At 40.9% G+C, this 19,745-nt stretch carries 25 protein-coding genes; all 25 read right to left on the reverse strand.

Annotated features, from left to right (window positions below; all coding sequences use genetic code 11):
- A complete protein-coding gene (flhB, locus tag Q7A53_RS04475; protein ID WP_411787928.1) occupies positions 1-1,080 on the reverse strand; it encodes a flagellar biosynthesis protein FlhB in 1,080 nt (359 codons plus the stop codon).
- Between the two features lies 1 nt (position 1,081).
- Positions 1,082-1,861, reverse strand: coding sequence for a flagellar biosynthetic protein FliR (fliR, locus tag Q7A53_RS04480; RefSeq protein ID WP_411787929.1), 780 nt, complete (start codon positions 1,859-1,861; stop codon positions 1,082-1,084).
- Positions 1,862-1,864: 3 nt separating this feature from the next.
- Positions 1,865-2,134, reverse strand: a complete 270-nt coding sequence (gene fliQ / locus Q7A53_RS04485) for a flagellar biosynthesis protein FliQ (protein WP_411787930.1) — start codon at positions 2,132-2,134, stop codon at positions 1,865-1,867.
- Between the two features lie 18 nt (positions 2,135-2,152).
- Entirely contained in the window at positions 2,153-2,818 is a 666-nt protein-coding gene (gene fliP / locus Q7A53_RS04490) for a flagellar type III secretion system pore protein FliP (RefSeq protein ID WP_411787931.1), read from the reverse strand.
- On the reverse strand, positions 2,811-3,506 hold the full coding sequence (locus tag Q7A53_RS04495) for a flagellar biosynthetic protein FliO (protein ID WP_411787932.1): 696 nt from the start codon (positions 3,504-3,506) through the stop codon (positions 2,811-2,813). Before Q7A53_RS04495 ends, fliP begins: the two co-directional genes overlap by 8 nt.
- A 19-nt stretch (positions 3,507-3,525) precedes the next feature.
- Positions 3,526-3,888 (reverse strand): response regulator, encoded by a 363-nt coding sequence (locus Q7A53_RS04500; protein WP_411787933.1) that lies wholly within the window; start codon positions 3,886-3,888, stop codon positions 3,526-3,528.
- Positions 3,889-3,908: 20 nt separating this feature from the next.
- Complete coding sequence (fliY, locus tag Q7A53_RS04505) at positions 3,909-5,087, reverse strand: flagellar motor switch phosphatase FliY (protein ID WP_411787934.1); 1,179 nt, start codon at positions 5,085-5,087, stop codon at positions 3,909-3,911.
- A complete protein-coding gene (fliM, locus tag Q7A53_RS04510; RefSeq protein ID WP_411787935.1) occupies positions 5,077-6,078 on the reverse strand; it encodes a flagellar motor switch protein FliM in 1,002 nt (333 codons plus the stop codon). The genes fliY and fliM overlap by 11 nt, the downstream gene beginning before the upstream one ends.
- 42 nt (positions 6,079-6,120) lie before the next feature.
- A complete protein-coding gene (gene fliL, locus Q7A53_RS04515; protein WP_411787936.1) occupies positions 6,121-6,540 on the reverse strand; it encodes a flagellar basal body-associated protein FliL in 420 nt (139 codons plus the stop codon).
- Complete coding sequence (locus Q7A53_RS04520) at positions 6,530-6,754, reverse strand: flagellar FlbD family protein (protein ID WP_411787937.1); 225 nt, start codon at positions 6,752-6,754, stop codon at positions 6,530-6,532. The genes fliL and Q7A53_RS04520 overlap by 11 nt, the downstream gene beginning before the upstream one ends.
- 51 nt (positions 6,755-6,805) lie before the next feature.
- Positions 6,806-7,717, reverse strand: coding sequence for a flagellar basal body rod protein FlgG (flgG, locus tag Q7A53_RS04525; protein WP_411787938.1), 912 nt, complete (start codon positions 7,715-7,717; stop codon positions 6,806-6,808).
- An 83-nt stretch (positions 7,718-7,800) separates the two neighbouring features.
- On the reverse strand, positions 7,801-8,166 hold the full coding sequence (locus Q7A53_RS04530) for a TIGR02530 family flagellar biosynthesis protein (protein WP_411787939.1): 366 nt from the start codon (positions 8,164-8,166) through the stop codon (positions 7,801-7,803).
- Between the two features lie 18 nt (positions 8,167-8,184).
- Complete coding sequence (gene flgD / locus Q7A53_RS04535; protein ID WP_411787940.1) at positions 8,185-8,625, reverse strand: flagellar hook assembly protein FlgD; 441 nt, start codon at positions 8,623-8,625, stop codon at positions 8,185-8,187.
- Between the two features lie 9 nt (positions 8,626-8,634).
- Positions 8,635-10,152, reverse strand: coding sequence for a flagellar hook-length control protein FliK (locus Q7A53_RS04540; protein WP_411787941.1), 1,518 nt, complete (start codon positions 10,150-10,152; stop codon positions 8,635-8,637).
- Between the two features lie 33 nt (positions 10,153-10,185).
- Complete coding sequence (locus Q7A53_RS04545; protein WP_411787942.1) at positions 10,186-10,761, reverse strand: MotE family protein; 576 nt, start codon at positions 10,759-10,761, stop codon at positions 10,186-10,188.
- Positions 10,762-10,765: 4 nt separating this feature from the next.
- Positions 10,766-11,215: a flagellar export protein FliJ gene (fliJ, locus tag Q7A53_RS04550; protein WP_411787943.1), complete on the reverse strand. Its 450-nt coding sequence runs from the start codon at positions 11,213-11,215 to the stop codon at positions 10,766-10,768.
- 12 nt (positions 11,216-11,227) lie between these two features.
- Entirely contained in the window at positions 11,228-12,535 is a 1,308-nt protein-coding gene (gene fliI, locus Q7A53_RS04555) for a flagellar protein export ATPase FliI (RefSeq protein WP_411787944.1), read from the reverse strand.
- A complete protein-coding gene (gene fliH, locus Q7A53_RS04560; RefSeq protein ID WP_411787945.1) occupies positions 12,528-13,292 on the reverse strand; it encodes a flagellar assembly protein FliH in 765 nt (254 codons plus the stop codon). The genes fliI and fliH overlap by 8 nt, the downstream gene beginning before the upstream one ends.
- Positions 13,285-14,298, reverse strand: a complete 1,014-nt coding sequence (gene fliG, locus Q7A53_RS04565; protein ID WP_411787946.1) for a flagellar motor switch protein FliG — start codon at positions 14,296-14,298, stop codon at positions 13,285-13,287. Before fliG ends, fliH begins: the two co-directional genes overlap by 8 nt.
- A gap of 12 nt (positions 14,299-14,310) precedes the next feature.
- Positions 14,311-15,903: a flagellar basal-body MS-ring/collar protein FliF gene (fliF, locus tag Q7A53_RS04570; protein ID WP_411787947.1), complete on the reverse strand. Its 1,593-nt coding sequence runs from the start codon at positions 15,901-15,903 to the stop codon at positions 14,311-14,313.
- A gap of 55 nt (positions 15,904-15,958) precedes the next feature.
- A complete protein-coding gene (gene fliE, locus Q7A53_RS04575; RefSeq protein ID WP_411787948.1) occupies positions 15,959-16,270 on the reverse strand; it encodes a flagellar hook-basal body complex protein FliE in 312 nt (103 codons plus the stop codon).
- A gap of 14 nt (positions 16,271-16,284) precedes the next feature.
- On the reverse strand, positions 16,285-16,740 hold the full coding sequence (flgC, locus tag Q7A53_RS04580; RefSeq protein ID WP_411787949.1) for a flagellar basal body rod protein FlgC: 456 nt from the start codon (positions 16,738-16,740) through the stop codon (positions 16,285-16,287).
- Between the two features lies 1 nt (position 16,741).
- Complete coding sequence (gene flgB / locus Q7A53_RS04585; RefSeq protein ID WP_411787950.1) at positions 16,742-17,134, reverse strand: flagellar basal body rod protein FlgB; 393 nt, start codon at positions 17,132-17,134, stop codon at positions 16,742-16,744.
- A 400-nt stretch (positions 17,135-17,534) separates the two neighbouring features.
- A complete protein-coding gene (gene codY, locus Q7A53_RS04590; RefSeq protein WP_411787951.1) occupies positions 17,535-18,314 on the reverse strand; it encodes a GTP-sensing pleiotropic transcriptional regulator CodY in 780 nt (259 codons plus the stop codon).
- Between the two features lie 24 nt (positions 18,315-18,338).
- Positions 18,339-19,736, reverse strand: coding sequence for an HslU--HslV peptidase ATPase subunit (hslU, locus tag Q7A53_RS04595; protein WP_411787952.1), 1,398 nt, complete (start codon positions 19,734-19,736; stop codon positions 18,339-18,341).
- Positions 19,737-19,745: the final 9 nt, after the last annotated feature.

The raw sequence follows: 19,745 nt of genomic DNA on the forward strand, positions 1-19,745 counted from the left end.
CTACGCTTTTTTCTGTAATTGATAGACATAAGCAAGAATTTCTGCAACGGCTTTGTAAAATTGTTCATCTATAGACTGATCAATCTCTGAGTGCTGATACAATGCTCTTGCTAAAGGTCGATTTTCCACAGTGATGACATCGTGCATTTTGGCAGTTTCTTTAATCTTTAAAGCGAGAAAATCTACACCTTTAGCAACAACATAAGGAGCATCGGATTTATCTTCATCATACTTCACAGCGATTGCATAATGGGTGGGATTAGTTATGACGACATCCGCGTTTGGAACTTCACTCATCATTCTGGATGCGGACATCTGTCTTTGCTTTTCTTTAATTTTTGATTTAATTTGCGGATCGCCTTCCATGTTTTTATGCTCATCTTTCACATCCTGCTTGGACATCCGAATATTTTTTTCATGATCAAACCTTTGATAAGAATAATCCAATACAGAAAGCAGAAGCAAAGCGAGAGCGGAAGCAAGTCCCATAATGACCGCTGTACGACCAAAGAATGCCAATGCACCTTCAACTGATGTTTGGGAAACCATCAGCATATGATCTTTGTTCAGCCAGATAATTGAAAAAGTAATGGTTCCAATCAATGAAATTTTCAGCAATGATTTCACAAGTTCTACCAGGGCACGGGCAGAAAAAATCTTTTTCGCGCCTTGGATAGGATCTAATTTTTTTAAGTCCATTTTTAGCGGTTCGCCTGTGAACATAACTCCCACTTGGAGGAAATTAGACGTCAAACCAGCGATGATCGCTATTCCCATAAGGGGGACAACCACTTTACTTACTTCCAATAAGGTTTCGACAAATACCGTGTAAACTTGGTTCTCTGTTACTTCCCAAGTAATATATTCCTGAAATGAATGCTGAAATATTCCTGTCAGCGTTTCTTTCAAACTTCCTCCCATGAGGAATAACAGGCCAAATACCATAAGCAGCAAAAAACCTGTATTCACGTCCTGACTCTTCGGCACCTGTCCCTTTTTTCTAGAATCCTGCCGTTTTTTTGGTGTCGCTTTTTCCGTTTTCTCATCGGCTGCAAAGTATTGCAAGTCTAGATTCAGCATTCTATCCGCCTCCAAAGATTTTAATGAGCCCTTCCATCGTCGTCAGCATCGTTTCGAATAAATTTTTTATAAGCATGATGTAAAAGGTCATCGCAATCACAAGAACAGATAAACCGATGAAAATTTTCAAAGGAAGACCTACCACAAAAACGTTTAGCTGAGGGACTGTCCGAGCGATAATCCCAAGAGCTATATCTACGAGAAATAAACAGCCGACAATTGGAGATGCCATTAAAAAAGCAATGACAAACATCTTATTAAAACTATTTAAAATGTAATGAATCCATTTTCCATTTTCGATTGGAATAAACTGATCGAGAGGGATCAGCTGATAACTGTAAAAGACTCCATCAATGATTAAGTGGTGACCGTTAACTGCTAAGATAAATAGTAAGGTAAACATATAAAGATATTGACCAATTAATGGACTTTGTGCCCCTGTCTGGGGATCAATGACATTTGCAATTGCAAACCCCATTTGAAAGTCAATAAATCCGCCAGCTATCTGAATCGCTGCAAGGACTATATAAGCGAGTAGACCAATGGACAAACCGACTCCTGCTTCTTTCAGTAAGAGAAGGTAGTAATCAGCGTCTATCGATAATTCAGGCAAATCAATCGTTGAGTACATTAATAAAGCAAGAAAAAAACTAAAAGCTATTTTATAACGGGTCGGAACATTCCGATAAGAAAATAAGGGCACGCTTACGAAAAAAGAAGTCACGCGAATCAAAATTAATAAAAAAGCCGGCAGATTGACAAAATGAAAAGACTGAAGCATTCGTTATCCTGCCAGCATGTTCAAATTTTTAAAGATATCGGCGGCGAATTCTACCATGTTCGTCAGCATCCATGGTCCAAAAAAGATTAAACCTACCATAACGGCAACTATTTTCGGAATAAAAGCCAGTGTCTGTTCCTGTATTTGGGTCGTTGCCTGAAAAATACTAACTAACAAACCAACTGCAAGAGCCAGGACGAGTAAAGGACCAGTTACGAGTAAGATTGTATAAATGCCTTCTTTTGCAAATGATATAACCAATTCTGAATTCAAAAGATTGTCCTCCTCTGCTTAAAATCCTTCCAGCAGTGATTTAGTAATTAAGTACCAGCCATCCACCAACACAAATAGTAGAATTTTAAATGGAAGGGAGATCATCACTGGCGGCAGCATCATCATCCCCATGGACATTAACACGCTGGCAACTGCCATATCGATGACCAAGAAAGGAATGAAAATCATAAATCCCATTTGAAATGCCGTTTTTAATTCACTAATGGTGTAGGCAGGAACTAAAGTAGTTAACGGAATATCCTCCACTTGTTCCGGCCGTTCCATTTGAGAGTAATTCATAAATAAAGCAAGATCCTTCTGCCTTGTATGTTTCGCCATAAAATCTTTCATTGGATCGCTTGCCTTTTGATAAGCTTCGTCCAAGGTGATCTCTTCATTAAATAAGGGAGTCAGCGCCTGTTCATTTACCTGTTGAAACGTGGGCGCCATGATAAAGAATGTCAAAAACAATGCGATCCCCACAAGTACCTGATTAGGTGGCATTTGCTGAGTCGCAAGTGAGGTTCTGACAAAAGACAGAACAATGATAATCCTAGTAAAGCAAGTCATCAAAATAAGGATACTCGGGGCAAGAGATAAAACAGTCAGGAGAAGTAAAAGTTTCACCGAATTCGCGACGTTTTCAGGATCAGAACTTGAAAACATATCAATAAAATCATTCATAATCCCGACCCTCCTTCTTCTCCTTCTTCTCCTTCTTCCATTCCTTACGTTTTTCTTTCATTTCATTTAACTGCTTTTCGAACATTTGCTGAAATTGAACCGTGGAGGAATGATCTTTAGGCTGGCGGTCTTTTTTATTGAACTTCGTCAGCCACTTCTTCATGCCAAATACCTGGTCCAGATTTCCTTCTTCTCTGTTTAATAAGTGCTCTTTTGTTTCCTCGTTGGTTATCTCTGTAATGATTTCCACCGAGTCCCCGACTCCCAGAATGAATACTTGTGTGCCGATTCTCACCGCCTGAATAGATCGGTTTGGCGCAAGGTTCATTCCACCGAGATTTTCCATTGTGCGATTCCTGTTCATTAACTTGTTTTTTGAATTGAAAAACTTTAGCAGCCCATATATAAGGGCCAGAACAAGAATTAACACGAAAACCAAACGAACAATACTCCAAATCAAAGGAGCCGTTTGATCTTCTCTGGAGGAAGAGGAGCTAATTACTCCTTCCTTTTTTTCATTTCCATCTTCTTTACCAGCATCGTCTGACTGAGAAGCACATCCATCAAGCTCTGGATTTTTCGTACAATCACTCACTGACGGACCGGCAGCCCAAACAGCAGAACTGCTCATAAAGAAACTTAAAAATAGAAGCAGACATACAGTTGTCATTCTAGTTGATTGAAACATAAGGATCCCTTCTCATTCGTTAGCTTAAAGCTTTTTGAATGGCTTCGATCACGCGATCTGCCTGAAACGGCTTGACAATAAAGTCTTTCGCGCCTGCTTGAATAGCATCGACAACCATCGCTTGCTGACCCATAGCAGAGCACATAATAACTTTCGCGTTCGGATTAATTTGCTTAATTTCCTTTAATGCTGTAATTCCATCCATCTCCGGCATAGTTATATCCATAGTCACTAAGTCTGGCTTGTGGTCTTTATACATCTCTACTGCTTTTTGTCCATCTTCTGCCTCGGCGGCAATTTCATAACCATTCTTCGTTAAAATATCCTTCACCATCATTCTCATAAATGCTGCATCATCTACTATTAAGATTCGTTCTGCCATCCTATTTCCTCCTCATGTAATTAACGAAGTTTACTTAACCGGTCTTTGGGACTTGCAATATCCGTGACCCGGACACCGAAATTTTCATCGATGACTACGACTTCGCCTTTCGCCATTAATTTGTCATTCACATGGATATCTACCGGTTCTCCCGCTAGTTTGTCTAGCTCCACAACGGAACCGGAGGTAATTTCTAATATTTCTCGAATTGTTCGCTTCGTACGTCCCAGCTCTACCGTAACCTTTAAAGGGATATCCATCAGCATATCGAGGTTTTTTTGCTCGTGGTTATTCAGCTGTACAGAGTCAAAATCTTGAAATTGTGCAGACTGTACCTTTGAATTCTCCATCTCCTGTCCCTGTGAACCCCCTACAAATTGCTGCTGAGGTTGATCCTTCTGCGGCTCCGGTTTAAGCTCAGAAGCTTCCTTATCCGGAAAAACGGAAGTGCCAGAATCCGCAGTTTTCTCCTTCATTGGCGGAGGTGTCTGCGACTTAGGTGTTTCCTTTAAGTCATCTTCTTGATCATCAGCAGGGTTCATAAGTTCATCTACTAACTGCTTGGCAAATTGAATAGGAAGCAGCTGCATAATATTAGAATCTATTAAGCTGCCGATTTTCAACTGAAAGGACACTTTCACTAGAATCTCATCATCAGGAAGCTGTTCTGTTCCTTTATCTTCCTCTAAATTCAATACCTCTATGGAAGGAGGAGAAATATCCACCTTTTTATTAAAAATGGTAGACATGCTAGTCGCAGCGGAACCCATCATTTGGTTCATAGCTTCCTGGACAGCACTTAAGTGAATTTCCTGTAAAACATCAGCAGGAGAGACCCCATCTCCACCAAGCATAAGATCTGCAATGATCGCAGCATCCCGCGAACGGATTACCAGAACATTTTCTCCAAAGAATCCGTCAGTATAGGTAACCTGGACCGCTACATGAGGCTTAGGAAACTCATCTCTCAGTCTGGAGCGCGGCACGATAGAGATTTGCGGAGTAGTAATTTCGACTTTCTGATTCAGAAGGGAGGAAAGGGCGGTAGCAGAGCTTCCAAAAGAAATATTTCCAATCTCACCTAAAGCATCTTCTTCTAAATCGGACAGTTCCTCCTCGACAGGAAGATCCTCATCCTCTTCACTGCCATTCAATAAAGCATCAATTTCATCTTGAGATAACATATCATCACTCATCATCTTCTGCCCCCTCTCTAAATTCTTCTAAAACTTGGACAGCCATTTTGTTTCTCAATTTACCTGGCTGGATCCAGAATTTTTTCTCCTGATCCACTTTTAGAGTCATCGGCTGATCAATCGCTTGATTCAAATGAATGACATCGTCCGTTTGAAGCCGTAGAAATTGCTGGATCGACATTTCCGCTTCCCCTAAAATAGCCTTAACATCCACATGAGCTTTCTTAACCGTTTTGCTGAGCGCTTGATACTCTTCCTCATTTCGTTCTTTGGTTTGCTGTTTCTGCATCCAATAATGAACGGAAAGCTTCGGCAGAATAGGTTCAAGTACCACGTGCGGGATACAAAAATTAATCATACCGCTTGCCTCACCTATAGTCGTGTTTAAAGAAACTACCACGACTGTTTCATTAGGAGAAACCATTTGCAGAAATTGAGGGTTCACTTCGAAATCTTCCATAACAGGATCGATCTCTACAACTGAGCCCCAGGCTTCCTGGTAATTATCAAGTGCACGCTCAAACAACTGAGACATAATTGTCGTTTCTATTTCGGTTAAATTATCAATTTTGTTTACACTACTGCCCTTTCCACCCAAAACTCTGTCCAGCATCGCATAAGCGACATTAGGATTTGTTTCTAGTAAAATCCTGCCTTCTAAAGGCGAAACGCTGAAAATATTTAAAATAGTCATCGTTGGAATCGAACGAATGAATTCTTCGTATGGCAGTTGATCAACAGATGCAACCGAAATGTTTACATATGTACGAAGCTGAGCCGAAAAATAAGTCGTCAGCAGCCGCGCGAAATTTTCGTGTATCCGCGACAAGCTTCTAATTTGATCTTTCGAAAACCTTAAAGCACGTTTAAAGTCATACACACGTACTTTCTTTTCATTTTCCTCGACCTTTAAATCCTCTGCAGCCATTTCCCCGGTGGAAAGTGCAGAAAGCAAGGAATCAATTTCACTTTGTGAAAGTACTTCTTCAGCCAAATAACCTCACCTCCAAGTCAGCATGCGTCTGACTCTCTTCTATTATTGAAGTACTTTTTCCACGGTATAAACGTCGGTAACTTTCCCCTTATCCATGAGCTCATTTAATTTCAGTTTGACAGTCTCTTCTAAATCATTTAACCCAGATTTAAAAGCTCCAGAATCCATCGTTGCAAGGTTTTTCAAAATAATATTCTGCATTTGAAAATCACGTTTCTGCAATTCCTCCAATGCATTCTTGCTGTCAGTGACAATCCTAAAGCGAATTCTTACATAATCTCCATCCTTTAGGTCTGTAGTGATCTCTTCTGTTAAAAGAGAACTTTCACGGATGTCATCAATAGACCTTTCCCCGCTTGCCTCGCTGTCATTTAAATTGATAACTAAGATGAGAGCAGCGACTCCAAGGATGGTAATTGTGCCTAAGATCATCAGCATCGTTTTAAACAGTTTAGGTTTCAAAGCTATCTTCACCTGCCTTATCTACGATTCGTAATAATCCAATTTTTTGATAAAACTGGCGAATGCTTTTAATGACTGCTTCCTCTGGTTCTTTAACTACAAATTTTCTTCCTTTCGTAGTCGTGATCGTCGTGTCCGGGTGGGATTGAACTTGCTCTATGTATAAAGCATTAAACCAAAATGACTCCCCGTTCAGCCTCGTTAAGCAGATCATTGAATGTCAGGAGTGTTCTTTATGAAAAGAACACTCCTTTTCCCCCTTTAATTATCGTTTCAAATTCACCAGCTCCTGCAGTATTTCGTCAGAAGTCGTAATAATTCTTGTGTTTGCCTGGAAACCACGCTGAGCCGTAATCATTTCAGTGAAGGAGTCAGCTAAATCTACGTTGGACATTTCCAATGCACCGGAAACCATTTGACCGGTTCCATCTTCTCCAGCTACGATCAAATCACCTAAGTCATTAAAGCCTCCATTTCCATCATCGGAAAGGCCAGCGTTATTTGTATTTCTGAACGTATTACTACCCGCTTTTTGAAGGCCGCCTGGATTTGAGAATTTAGCTAATTGGATTTGTCCGGCCACTTGCGGATTTCCAGTTTCATCGACAAAGTTGACTGTACCATCTGTTTGGATGCTAAAGCTTTGAGCATTATCTGGAATAGTTATTGGACCTGCGAGATTGCCCTTGCCACTGCCGGGCTTGCCAATCAAATATTTCCCATCTCCATTGACAATTGCACCATCGCTATCCAAATAAAAATTTCCCGCTCTTGTAAAACTCAAATTGATATTTTGAAGATCACCAATTGATTGGCCGGGTTGAATTCCATTTCCGGGGGTACCTTCCCCCAAGACAAACATTCCATCTCCTTCAAGGGATAAGTCAAGCGGACGATTAGTCGTCTGCCGGTTGCCTTGTGTGTGAATGGTATCAACCGATCCAATCTGAGAACCAAGCCCTACTTGAGAAGGATTGATCCCTCCTCGGATATTACCATTGCCATTCTGAATAGCGCCTTGAGCACCGGACATCGATTGACTCATCGTATCTTGAAAAGTAACCCTGCCTTTTTTGTATCCATAAGTATTAACATTTGCGATATTATTACCGATCGTATCTAATTTAGCTTGGAAACCTTTCATTCCAGAAATTCCTGAGTACATTGAACGTAGCATTAAGCTCACATTCCTTCCCAACTAGTATTTTAAAGCTGCTTCAATCCTTCCACAGCTATATTGGCTTCCCTTCAGGGTCCAGCCTAATCTCCCATAACAATCGTGCCATTAATGTTCGTAAAAATATGAGAACTTGCATCTTCCCGCGACATCGCAGTTACTACCGTATTATTTTTGGTACTTACTACTAAAGTAGCGTCATTCATAACGACTAGTGAATCTGTGACTCCTTTGGAACGTGCATCTGCCATTTTTGATGAAATTTGTTTCCATTTTGTATCACTAATATGAATGTTACGGTCCTCCAGCCTTTGTCTGGCATGTTTACTTACATTCAACTGTTTTGTAGTTTCCAGAACATCCTGAAAAGAAACGGATTTATTTTTCGTTGATTGTTTTCCAGTAAACGAAGGTAAAGGCTGATGCAATTGATGTATTCTAGTGTTCATAGTCGTGCCTTCCTTCTTTTAATCTTCTTCATTACTAACTTTCGTAATCTCTTCTACTGCTACGGAAGAACCGTCTTCAAGTTCCAAGTTTGTTTGTCCATTTGACTGGCTTACCGCTTTAACCGTGCCTTCTGCCTGGTGGTCAACCATACCGGTCTCTTCATCTTTTACAGGGTAAGTGACTTGTTTTCCAATTAAACTGCTGTATTGAACAACTGGCGTTCTGTTTTGACTGTTCATATAGTTCTGAAAAGATTCAGACATGTTTGTCATTTGCTCTAAGCTGGAAAACTGTGTCATTTGTGAAACAAACTCTTTATCCTTCATCGGGTCTAACGGATTTTGGTTTTGCAGCTGGGCCATTAGTATTTTAAGAAAATCATCTTTGCCTAGCGTTCCGTTAGAAGCGGTTTTCGGCTGCTGATTTTTCAAATAGAAAGTTGGATCAATTTTCGTCACGGTGTTCACCTACACTTTCTCGTTCATCAAAATTTCCTGAAATGACAGATCTTCTGTTTGATTGCTCTGAGTATGCTCGTCCTCCGGCTGATTTGAGTCCTGTTCTTGGGATTGCTCAAAGTCTCCATTTTCCTGCTGGTCGTCCGTATAGTAAGCTTGAGAACCTACTGGCTGGTCATTCTTTTCAATTAGGACATGCTGCGGTGAAAACATGTGCCTAAGCTGCTGAATGTTACTTTCCAGCATGTCTTTAGCCGCTTGGGTACTGACCATAATTTTCACCATCATTTCACCGTTTAGCTTAGTTAAGTTGATGGTCATATCTCCAAGGTTAGAAGGATTTAATTTTATCTGCAGCTGCATATCTCCTGATTTTGATGTAAAGAGCTTGCTAGATGCGATTACTCGTTCAAATTTTTGGATGAATTCTTGTTGAGAACTGGCCGCTGGTTGTTTTTGGTTTAAATGAATGGTAAATTGCTCAATTTTCGACATAGGCATAGAAGAGGCTGATAAGGCAGTTTGTCTTGAAGCCTTTGAACTCTCCGCTTTGCTTGCATCCAACTTTTCTATCGTCTGAACCATCCATTTTGCTACTTCCCTGCCGTTTATTGGTGTTTGATTATGGTATGTAGCAGGCAGAGCTGCCCGGTTTTGGAAAGTCTTCACTAAATGATCGAATAGTTGACGCTGGACAGGTGTTCCTTGTTCTGTTACTTTATTCCAGATTTTCTGAAAAACCTGCTTACTGTCCCCTTTTTGATTCCCCTTTAATTTCAGCCAATCTTTTAGCACGTCTTTCACAAGAATCGCATCCTTAACGGGTAAAGACTGGAGATTAATCTTCCCTTCTTCAGACTTTTTCCCAGTCTGTGATTGGATAAAGTCATTACTAGTTTCCAAAAAAGAAGACCATAATTTTTGCAATTTCTTTTCCAATGGTGCCGTTTCAAGCTGATCAAGTTTTACCGGGTTAGCAGGATTCACAGATCCAATCCCATTCTTACTAACAGTCAAAGCAATCGTAGGTTTTTCTTGCACTTCAAAGTATGGAAGAATTTCCAATAATACTTCCGTCAGCTGGTGCTTCTCCTCTTGATTCAACACCTTTTCATCCTCATTATTAATGTCAGCTAACAGCTGTTTTATTTTGAATACTAATGAGGACGGCTGCCCGTTATTGTTCTCCTCCTGATTAGCCGCAACGATCTGATCTGTATTTCCTTCAGTTTCATTCGCCGAACCCTTCTGTTTTTCTGTTTCGTTTTGTAGTCCGCTCACCAGTCCATTCAGACTCAAACCTAGTTTATCTAACAGCTGTTTAAGCTGGGTTAATAAACGCGGAAAAGAGTGAGGATCGCCTGACAGCACTTGCGAAGCAGTATCATGTTCAGCGGAGGGCGTAGTTATATGTGATAACAGATTTTTGAAATTGTTCGTTGTTCCCTGTGTCTGACGATGGTTTACACTTCCAGTAATAGGGTTATGTGGAGCAGACGAAAGCAATAAAGTTAACGGGTTTCCCAATTTTTCACCTCCTTTCAAGAAACTACTTTCCTTCTACTGGCTGTTCCCAGCAAGCAACGAATTAGTAATCGACGCGGCAGAATCAGGATTCATTTCCCCTAAAATTTTTCCCCTTTGCTCGCTTGGAACCTTCTCAAGAACTTGAATTGCAAGATTCTTGTCCATCTTTTCAATTATAGGAGCAGCGGATTTCTCATCCATTTCTTGAAAAGACTTGGCAACTTCTTTAATAGTACTGGATTTCTCTTTTTTTGATTCATTAGCAGAATCTAATTCAGATTTAAGCTTTTCCACCTGCTGATTTAATTCGTCAATTTCTGCCTGTTTGCCATCTACCTCTTGTTTAAGCTTGGCTACTTTATCCTGGCTAGAGGTGAGGGAGGATTCCAGCTGTTGTGTTTTTCTCGCATGATCAGCTTCATTTGAAGTTGTCACTACATTGGAGATCCCAGGAATCTTGTTACCGATTTTTCCAGCATAATCGAAAACATCTACCCCTCTAATGGTGAGGATAATTAAGACCACAGTTATTGCAAATATAAACGGAACGACAATGATGAAAAAGAAGCTTTGCAGTTTGCTGCCTTTATTTTGATCTAGTTTTGCCATGCCATCACCTATTTTTGTAATTTAAGTACTGCTGCATTGATAATTCATCCATTTGCTTATTCTCTTCGGATTTTATCCACTTTTCCTTCCTTTCCAATTTCGCGTCAATCAGCATTTGGAATTTCTTCACTTCTATATGAGCATTCGTAAGTTTTTCCTGTGCCGCTTCCATATGGTACCTCGCTTCTTGGACCTTAGGCTGCAGGGAATCTACAGTCTGATCCAATCTCTCTATGTAGTGCTGTTGCTGAATAAAGGCACCAGCATTTACTTTAGACCGCCCAATCATCATTTGAAACTTAGCTTCTGCCTGCTCTTTTTCATCTAATAAATGAAAAAGTTTCGTTGCTACCTCTTCAAAGGACTCTACAGAATCTTGATAGGTTTTCATTTCAGCTTGCTTATCTCGTTCTCGCAGTTCTTTGATTTTCTGAAAGGAATTAATACTAGCCAATGTTCATCACTCCTAGGTGAATAATTGAGAGAGAGCAGTCCGAGATTGTTCGAAACTAGAAGGTTCATGGACCCCTTGCTTTAATAAGCTGATAATAGGAGGGTGATACTGGATAGCGTCATCAATCTTTTTGCTGCTTCCCTTTTTGTAAGCTCCTATTTGAATAAGTTCATTATTCTCTTCATAAGTAGCCAGCAGTGCTCGAAGTTGATCCGCAGACTGGCTATGTTCTTTGGTTACGATTTGTTTCATTACCCGGCTAATTGATTTTAAGATATTTATTGCCGGAAACTGACCTTGTTCAGCAAGTTTACGATCCAGCACAAAGTGTCCATCTAATATGCCTCTTACAGTATCGGAAATCGGTTCATTCAAATCGTCTCCGTCGACCAGTACAGTATAAAAAGCGGTGATCGTTCCAAACTTACTCGTACCTGTTCGTTCTAATAGCTTTGGCAAAACCGCAAATACGGAAGGAGTGTACCCTTTTGTCGTTGGGGGTTCCCCAGTAGCAAGCCCTATTTCACGCTGTGCCATAGCTATCCTGGTCACTGAATCCATCATGAGGTTTACATCATATCCCTGTTCCCTGAAATATTCACTTACTGCTGTTGCCGTATAAGCACCTTTCATTCTCATCAGAGCAGGCTGATCAGAAGTTGCTACTACCACTACTGATCTTCTCAATCCTTCTTCTCCTAAATCATTTTCAATGAATTCCCTTACTTCACGGCCTCTCTCCCCTATGAGAGCAATGACGTTAATGTCTGCTGAACTGTTTCGAGCGATCATGCCCATCAGTGTGCTCTTGCCAACCCCGCTCCCTGCGAATATCCCTATCCGCTGACCTTTCCCCACTGTCAGGAGGCTATCGATTGCCCTCACTCCTACTTGAATAGGTTCTTTAATCGTAGGTCTTGAAAGCGGGCTTGGCGGCTGTTTGTCTGTAGGAATAGGTTTCAACCCTTTTGGTAAACTGGTTTCATCCATAGGACTCCCCATGGCATCAATGACCCTGCCTACCAAACCAATCCCTGCCTTAATTTGTAATGGTTCGCCCGTCCCTTCCACTAGGCTGCCTGGCTTAATATCAGTAATTTCCTTATAAGGCATAAGCAGCACGTTTTCATGGTTAAAGCCGACTACTTCTGCGGAAATGATTGATTCTTTATTAGAAGGGGTATGGATATAACAAACATCCCCAATTGATGCTTCAGGTCCTTTAGATTCAATCATTAACCCTACAACTCTGTGAATCTTTCCATACCTTTTATAGGGATCTACTCGGTCGATTGCATCCAAGTAAAGCTGCTTATTCATCCGATCGTTCCTCCTGAGCTAGATCAGTCAGTCTCTCTCTTATTTCATTTAATTGACTGTCTATCCCCGCTTCTATTCTTCCAAATGGGGATTCGATCGTACAATCGTACAAGGAGAGCGACTCTCTCATATAGACGGTTAACCTTGATCTGGAATCGATCACGGCATTTAATTCACTTGTTAAAGATTGGATAAATGGATACTGTTCTGGATTCACAAATACGCTGATTTCAGGCTGATCATGAACTTCTTTGATAACCTCTTTCACTATATTTGCAAAAATCTGCGGGTCAGATTCGATAGTTTTATGTAGAATTTTTTCTGAGCTTTTTACTGCAATCTCGATAATTTCCTCTTCACTTGAATCGAGAACCTCATGATAGTTTTCATCCGCTTTTTTAATAAGAGCATTTGCCTGCTGTATCAAATCCTTGTATTGCTGATACCCCTCGGTTTTACCTGCTTCGAACCCATCTTTGTATCCTTCTTCTTTTGCTTCAGCTAAGCGGATTTCCTTCTCCTCCAGCCACATCTTTTTTTCTTGCTGCAGCTGGTTTCTGCTCTCCGTTAAGACTTTTTCCGCTTCACTTTTTGCCTTCTCAAGTTCTGCCTCTGCTTGCTGATACGTAAGTTGGGCTTGCTCCCTCAGCCATTCCTCTGAGTGATCGTCTCTTTTGTGGCTGCTTTCCTTAAGGGCGACGGGCTTAATCTTAATCACTTTGGACGGAATATAAGTATTCGAAGATAAATTAGACAATAATGTCATCTCCTCCACCACGTGCCACCACAATTTCACCAACATCTTCTAATCTTCTAATTGCTGTAACAACCCTCGTCTGAGCTTCTTCTACATCTCGCAGTCTAACCGGCCCCATAACGTCCATTTCCTCCTGGAAGGTTTCAGACATGCGCTGAGACATGTTATTGAACACCAGATCTTTTACTTCGTCACTGGAAACTTTAAGCGAAAGACGTAAATCCTCATTTTCAACTTCTCTTATTACTCGCTGGATCGCTCGATTATCAAGAGTGACGATATCCTCAAATACAAACATACGTTTCTTGATTTCTTCCGCGAGTTCGGGATCCTGGATTTCAAGCGAATCAAGGATCGTTCGCTCAGTGCTTCTGTCTACCCCATTCAAAACCTCAACAACTGCCTGGATACCTCCTGTCTCGGTATAATCCTGAGTCACTGTTGTAGAAAGCTTCTTCTCTAAGATCTGTTCAACTTGGCTGATAATTTCTGGCGATGTAGAATCCATTGTGGCAATCCTTCTCGCTATATCGGCCTGCAATTCCTGGGGCAGTTCTGATAATATCTGTCCAGATTGAGCAGCATCTAAATACGATAATACAAGCGCAATAGTTTGAGGATGTTCATTTTGGATAAAATTAAGAATTTGTCCAGGATCTGCTCTGCGGGCAAAATCAAACGGTTTCACCTGCAGAGAAGAAGTCAGCCTCCCGATAATATTGGTCGCTTCCTCTGAACCAACCGCTTTTTCCAAGACGGTTCTAGCGTAACCAATTCCTCCCTGCGAGATGTAATCCTGAGCCACCGCAATCTGGTGAAATTGTTCGAGTATTTCTTCCTTTTCTTTGGAGTTAACTTTCTGCACCGACGAAATTTCCAGTGTCAATCTTTCCATTTCCTCTTCGCTCAAGTGCTGATAAACTTGAGCAGCTACATCAGGTCCTAGAGAAATCAGAAGAACAGCAGCTTTCTGCTTTCCTGACAACCCCGTTTTCTGATAGGCCATAAGATGCCCCCCTTAATCTTCAGCAATCCAGGTTCGCAATAACTTAGCGAAATCCTCTGGTTTATCTTTCGCCATCCTCTCAAGCTGACGGCGGCGAGCGGTTGATTCTGTTTCTTTCTCTTCGATTTCCGGTACTTCAATTGGAACTTTTTCCTGGAAGATATCTGTGTATTCCTCTTCTTCCACTGGTTTTCTCTTTCTAGAAAGCATCCAGATTAGTGCCGCTATAATTACAAGAAGAACGCCTCCAACAGCATACATCCAAATAGGTATCCCTTTAGTGGTATCGCTGAATTCTGGTTTCCCGTCAAATTCCTGAAAGACGATGGACACTTTATCCGCCGGGTTCACATCTCCATAGCTATCATTTACCGAAGTAGTGATCATGGAATCAAGAATGGACTGGACACTATCTTGTACTGTCTGCTGTTCCTGCTGAGAGAGAAAGGTCGGATTCCCTTGTGAGTCGACACCTTTTCTGTTGTCAATCGCTACCTGTATGCCAAGGTCTCTTACTTTATAAGGACTTTCTTCAATATTCTTTTTAATATGATTAAATTCATTGTTTATAGTTTCTTTGGTCATCTCATAATCACCGGAGGAACCGTTTGCGTCCGCCTGGTAAGAAGGGACATCTTCATCGCCTGTTCCAGCAACCCCTCCTTGTGGGGCGCCATCACCGGTATACGTTTCTTCTATTCGTTCAACACTCACTGGCAGACCATCCATAGTATCGGGATCCACTGGTTCGACGATATCTTCTTCTCTGCTTTCTTTCGTGAAATCAATGTCGGTGGTAACTGTAGCTACTACCTTCTGTTGGCCGATCATCATCCCCAGCATCTTCTGAACCCGCTGTTGAATATCTCGTTCGATATCTTTTTTGACATTCTGCTGATATGTATAGGTACCTTCTCCACCAGAACTTGGATTATTTATGTCATAATACTTAAAGTTTTGGTCCATGATGACGATATTGTCTTTAGGAAGATTTGGAACTGATTTGGATGCCAGATTATATAAGGCTTGGACCTGACTATTTTCAATTTGATACCCGGGCTCCACATTTAACACAATGGAAGCAGATGCTTCCTGGGTGGAGTCAGATAAGAAGATTTTATCTTCCGGTATGTTTATCATGACTTTCGCATCTTGAATGCCTGTGATTCCTTTAATTAAGTTCGCAAGTTCGGACTGCATGGCATCCACTTTGATCACATTAAACTCGTTATCCGTCATTCCCCATGAAGTATTGTCACTAAAGAAACTGTAATCAATGCTGCCGCTGTTGGGAATTCCGGCCCCTGCCAAGTCTACGAGCAGCGACTCTGCTTGAGCTTCAGGCACTTTGATTGACTTTCCTTGTTGCCCAAGCTCGTAATTGATCCCTCGAGTATCAAGTTCAGCTTTCACCTGACCGACTTCCTGCAAAGTCATATCCGTGTATAAAGGCACCATTTTCGTCCTAGTTGCAAATATAGTTAAAAGTACGATAAGGACAAGTACCCCTATAATTGACCCTGCCATCACACCCTTTTGCGATTTCGTGCGTTTATTCCAATACGTTACCAGTTTATCTTTGTATAAAATAATTTTTTCTTTCATATTTGCCCCCAGAAAAAACAGAAATTAAGAGAATGATATAGTGCAATTAATACTGTTATACCTGCATTCTCATCATTTCCTTATAGGCATCAATAACTTTACTCTGCATTTCTACTGCTGTCTGCATCGTGATGCTTGCCTTTTGAGCGGTAACCATCACATCGTGTAAATCATTAACTTCTCCACGAGCTAATGCTTCCGTTTTTTTGTTAGCTTCCACCTGCGAATGGTTTAAGCTGCCTACCGCTTTTTTCAAACTATCCGCAAAGTTAGAGTGAGCTTCACTCGGAGTGACTGCCTTTGTATTTCCCTCAGCAAATTGCTGTTTAAAGGTTGGATTTGTGATCATTTGGCTGGCATTTATCATGTGAAACCTCCTGCTTATCTTCCAATTTCTAACGCTTTCATAAGCATACTCTTCGTGGCATTAATAGACGTGACGTTGGCTTCATAGGAACGTGTCGCACTCATCATATCGACCATCTCTTGCAGCGGATCCACATTAGGAAGCTGAACGTAGCCATTTTGGTCTGCATCGGGATGGTTAGGATTATAAACCTCTTTAAAAGGCTCTTGATCTTCAGTTATCTTCGTTGCTTTCACACCTGTCCCAGGTGACTCGGATTGATTGGCAGCTGTTTGCAGCAAAGATTGAAAGGTCTGCTCTTTCGGCTGAAGCTCTACCATCTTCCTCCTGTAAGGTTCCCAATCACCATTCACATTCTGAGTGGCTCTAGTGGAGTCGGCATTTGCAATATTTGATGAAGCCGCATCCATCCGAAGACGCTGCGCTGTCAGTGCACTAGCGCTCGTATTAATAGAATGAAAGATCCCCAAATCAGCTGCCTCCTTTAATAACATTTTCTAATGTTCTGAATTTACCGTTCAATCGATCAACCAAAGCTTGATAATAAATCTGGTTTTTAGCCAGCTCATTCATTTCCTTATCCATGTCAACATTATTTCCATTGTGGTTATATGTAGTATCTTTGTTCGTAATCGTGCGGTAAGAGGGAGAGGAATTTTCTTGAAAAGATAGGTGCCGGGGACTAGTACGTTTTGCCTTCATAGACGAGAGTTCATTATTCATAACGTCTTTAAAAACCACATTTTTTGATTTGTAACCGGGTGTATCTACGTTGGCAATGTTGTTAGAAATGGTTCTATTTTTTTCTGTAGCATAATTCATTGAGTTTTCCAGCGCGGCAAATGTACTTCCGAAAAGCTTCACACAGGTGTCCTCCATTCGACATATTTCCCATACCTACAAAAAATATTGTAAGAAATTCGTATACAACTGTCTATGCTATTTAATACTCTTTTACATCCGTTTAGCAAAACAGGACTATTAGATCAGTTATAAAGTCACATTTCACTAGGGCTTTGTAAACAGTTGTCGAAATATCTATTATAATGAACATTATTACATACAATTGTTCGAAATTAAATATAATTTTGCCGAAGTTTGGGAAACCGTTCCAAAGAAGGATAGGATTTCTGAATGCCTTTGTCCAGTTATTTGTCATTATTTATTGGAGACACTAACGAAAGTATTGCTGAACAGACAAAAAACCGAACCATCTAAGTGGTTCGGTTTTTCAAGTTTACAATATTCTTTTACTCTGTCGTGATTAGCTGGTCCGCAGTTTTTGCAGTTCTACTAAAAAGTTATTATTAAGAACTTTAATGTACGTTCCTTTCATCCCTAGAGATCGGGATTCAATTACTCCTGCACTCTCCAATTTACGCAATGCATTTACAATCACGGAACGGGTAATTCCTACACGATCTGCTATTTTACTCGCGACAAGCAATCCTTCGTTGCCTTCAAGTTCTTCGAAAATATGCTCTATTGCTTCTAATTCACTGTAGGATAGGGAACTGATGGCCATCTGAACGACAGCTTTGCTGCGTGCTTCCTGTTCAATTTCTTCCGTTTTTTCATGAAGAATTTCCATTCCTACAACCGTAGCTCCGTACTCTGCTAACAATAAATCATCTTCATTAAAGCTTTCAGTTAAGCGGCTTAGTATTAGTGTTCCAAGACGCTGACCGCCGCCAATGATCGGTACAATGGTAGTTAATCCCTTTTCAAACAAATCACGATTCTCTACCGGAAATGCCGTATACTCACTGTTAATATCGATGTCAGGAGTAGTCTCCTGAATATTGAAGAGATTTTGAGTGTATTCTTGAGGGAATTGACGATCAGACAGCATGGCTTGCATACGGTCGTTTTCAATTTCCTGTTTAATAGCAAAACCTAAAAGTTTTCCACGTCTGCTTAGCACAAAAGTATTGGCTCCTATTACGTCCCTTAAGGTAGCTGACATATCGTTGAAATTCACTGACTTTCCTGTTGTTTTCTGCAGCATGGCATTAATTCTGCGTGCGCGATTTAATAATTCCATGTGTGACCCTCCTTGTTTGTTTTCCTATAGTATGAATCGGCTTAAATCTTTGTTTTTTACAATACTGGATAATTTGCTGTCTACGTATTGAGGAGTAATTTCAATAGTTTCCAATGTTACATCAGGAGCTTCAAAAGACAGATCCTCAAGTAATTTCTCTAGAATTGTGTGCAGACGTCTGGCTCCAATATTATCGGTTTCCTGGTTTACTTCAAATGCAATTTCAGCAAGTCTTGTAATAGCATCGTCAGAAAATTCCACCTTTATACCTTCAACTTCTAAAAGAGCCTTATATTGTTTAAGCAAAGCATTGGATGGCTCTACTAATATATTTCTAAAGTCCTGAACAGTGAGTTTATTCAGCTCTACGCGGATTGGAAAACGACCTTGTAGTTCTGGTATTAAATCAGATGGTTTTGCCATATGAAAAGCACCTGCCGCTATAAACAGAACATGATCTGTGGAAACGGGACCATATTTAGTAACTACAGTAGATCCTTCGACGATCGGCAGAATGTCTCTTTGGACTCCTTCTCGGGATACATTCGCCTGATTATCCCCTTTAGCAGCTACCTTATCAATTTCATCAATGAAAATCATGCCGGATTGCTCCACTTTTTCAACCGCTTGCTGGCCGACTTCATCCATATCTACAAGCTTGCTTGCTTCTTCTTGAGTGAGCACTTTCCTAGCTTCAGCTACAGGAAGGCGTCTTTTTTTCTTTTTCTTAGGCATGAATTGACTGAAAGCATCCTGCATATTCATACCCATCTGTTCCATTCCTGAACCCTGCAGCATGTCAAACATAGAGGATTGGGATTCTTCCACTTCTATAGTTACCATTTGGTCCTCAAGTTCGCCCATGTCCAATTGATGACGGATCCGCTTACGGTTATTTTCCACCTCAGCTTCATCGGTGTCCTCTTTTGGCTCTGATTCCTGCTGATTACCTTGGTTAAACAGCATTTCAAAAGGATTCTTGAAGTTATTCCCCTGCTTCTTTTTCGAGGGGACGATTAATTTAACCAGGCGTTTATTCGCTTGTTCTTCTGCACGGTCTTTTACTGCTTCCATTTTTTCATCTTTCACCATGCGCACAGCCATTTCTACTAAATCTCTGACCATAGATTCTACATCTCTTCCTACGTAGCCGACTTCGGTGAATTTAGTTGCTTCCACTTTAACAAAGGGTGCGCCAACTAATTTCGCAAGCCGTCGGGCAATTTCCGTCTTCCCTACCCCGGTAGGTCCGATCATAAGAATATTCTTCGGGACGATTTCATCACGAATCTGGTCATTCAACTGCATTCTGCGATAGCGGTTTCTAAGAGCGATGGCGACAGATTTCTTGGCACTATTCTGTCCTATAATATATTGGTCTAATCTTTCAACAATTTGTTTTGGAGTTAAATTTAATGACATTCTTTGCCC

Origin of the sequence: Halobacillus rhizosphaerae, assembly GCF_046719735.1 — a bacterium.
Lineage (GTDB): Bacteria > Bacillota > Bacilli > Bacillales > Halobacillaceae > Halobacillus_B > Halobacillus_B rhizosphaerae.

Bases quoted from the DNA above. Each gene is read 5' to 3' on its own strand.
- fliF (WP_411787947.1), bottom strand. From the start codon at position 15,903: ATGAAAGAAAAAATTATTTTATACAAAGATAAACTGGTAACGTATTGG.
- Q7A53_RS04545 (WP_411787942.1), bottom strand. From the start codon at position 10,761: ATGGCAAAACTAGATCAAAATAAAGGCAGCAAACTGCAAAGCTTCTTT.
- fliI (WP_411787944.1), bottom strand. From the start codon at position 12,535: ATGAATAAGCAGCTTTACTTGGATGCAATCGACCGAGTAGATCCCTAT.
- Q7A53_RS04520 (WP_411787937.1), bottom strand. From the start codon at position 6,754: ATGATCTGCTTAACGAGGCTGAACGGGGAGTCATTTTGGTTTAATGCT.
- flhB (WP_411787928.1), bottom strand. From the start codon at position 1,080: ATGCTGAATCTAGACTTGCAATACTTTGCAGCCGATGAGAAAACGGAA.
- fliE (WP_411787948.1), bottom strand. From the start codon at position 16,270: ATGATAAATGCCAGCCAAATGATCACAAATCCAACCTTTAAACAGCAA.
- codY (WP_411787951.1), bottom strand. From the start codon at position 18,314: ATGGAATTATTAAATCGCGCACGCAGAATTAATGCCATGCTGCAGAAA.
- fliP (WP_411787931.1), bottom strand. From the start codon at position 2,818: ATGAATGATTTTATTGATATGTTTTCAAGTTCTGATCCTGAAAACGTC.
- hslU (WP_411787952.1), bottom strand. From the start codon at position 19,736: ATGTCATTAAATTTAACTCCAAAACAAATTGTTGAAAGATTAGACCAA.
- Q7A53_RS04495 (WP_411787932.1), bottom strand. From the start codon at position 3,506: ATGTTTCAATCAACTAGAATGACAACTGTATGTCTGCTTCTATTTTTA.
- fliY (WP_411787934.1), bottom strand. From the start codon at position 5,087: ATGATGAGTGATGATATGTTATCTCAAGATGAAATTGATGCTTTATTG.
- fliR (WP_411787929.1), bottom strand. From the start codon at position 1,861: ATGCTTCAGTCTTTTCATTTTGTCAATCTGCCGGCTTTTTTATTAATT.
- fliG (WP_411787946.1), bottom strand. From the start codon at position 14,298: ATGGCCTATCAGAAAACGGGGTTGTCAGGAAAGCAGAAAGCTGCTGTT.
- flgG (WP_411787938.1), bottom strand. From the start codon at position 7,717: ATGCTACGTTCAATGTACTCAGGAATTTCTGGAATGAAAGGTTTCCAA.
- Q7A53_RS04500 (WP_411787933.1), bottom strand. From the start codon at position 3,888: ATGGCAGAACGAATCTTAATAGTAGATGATGCAGCATTTATGAGAATG.
- Q7A53_RS04530 (WP_411787939.1), bottom strand. From the start codon at position 8,166: ATGAACACTAGAATACATCAATTGCATCAGCCTTTACCTTCGTTTACT.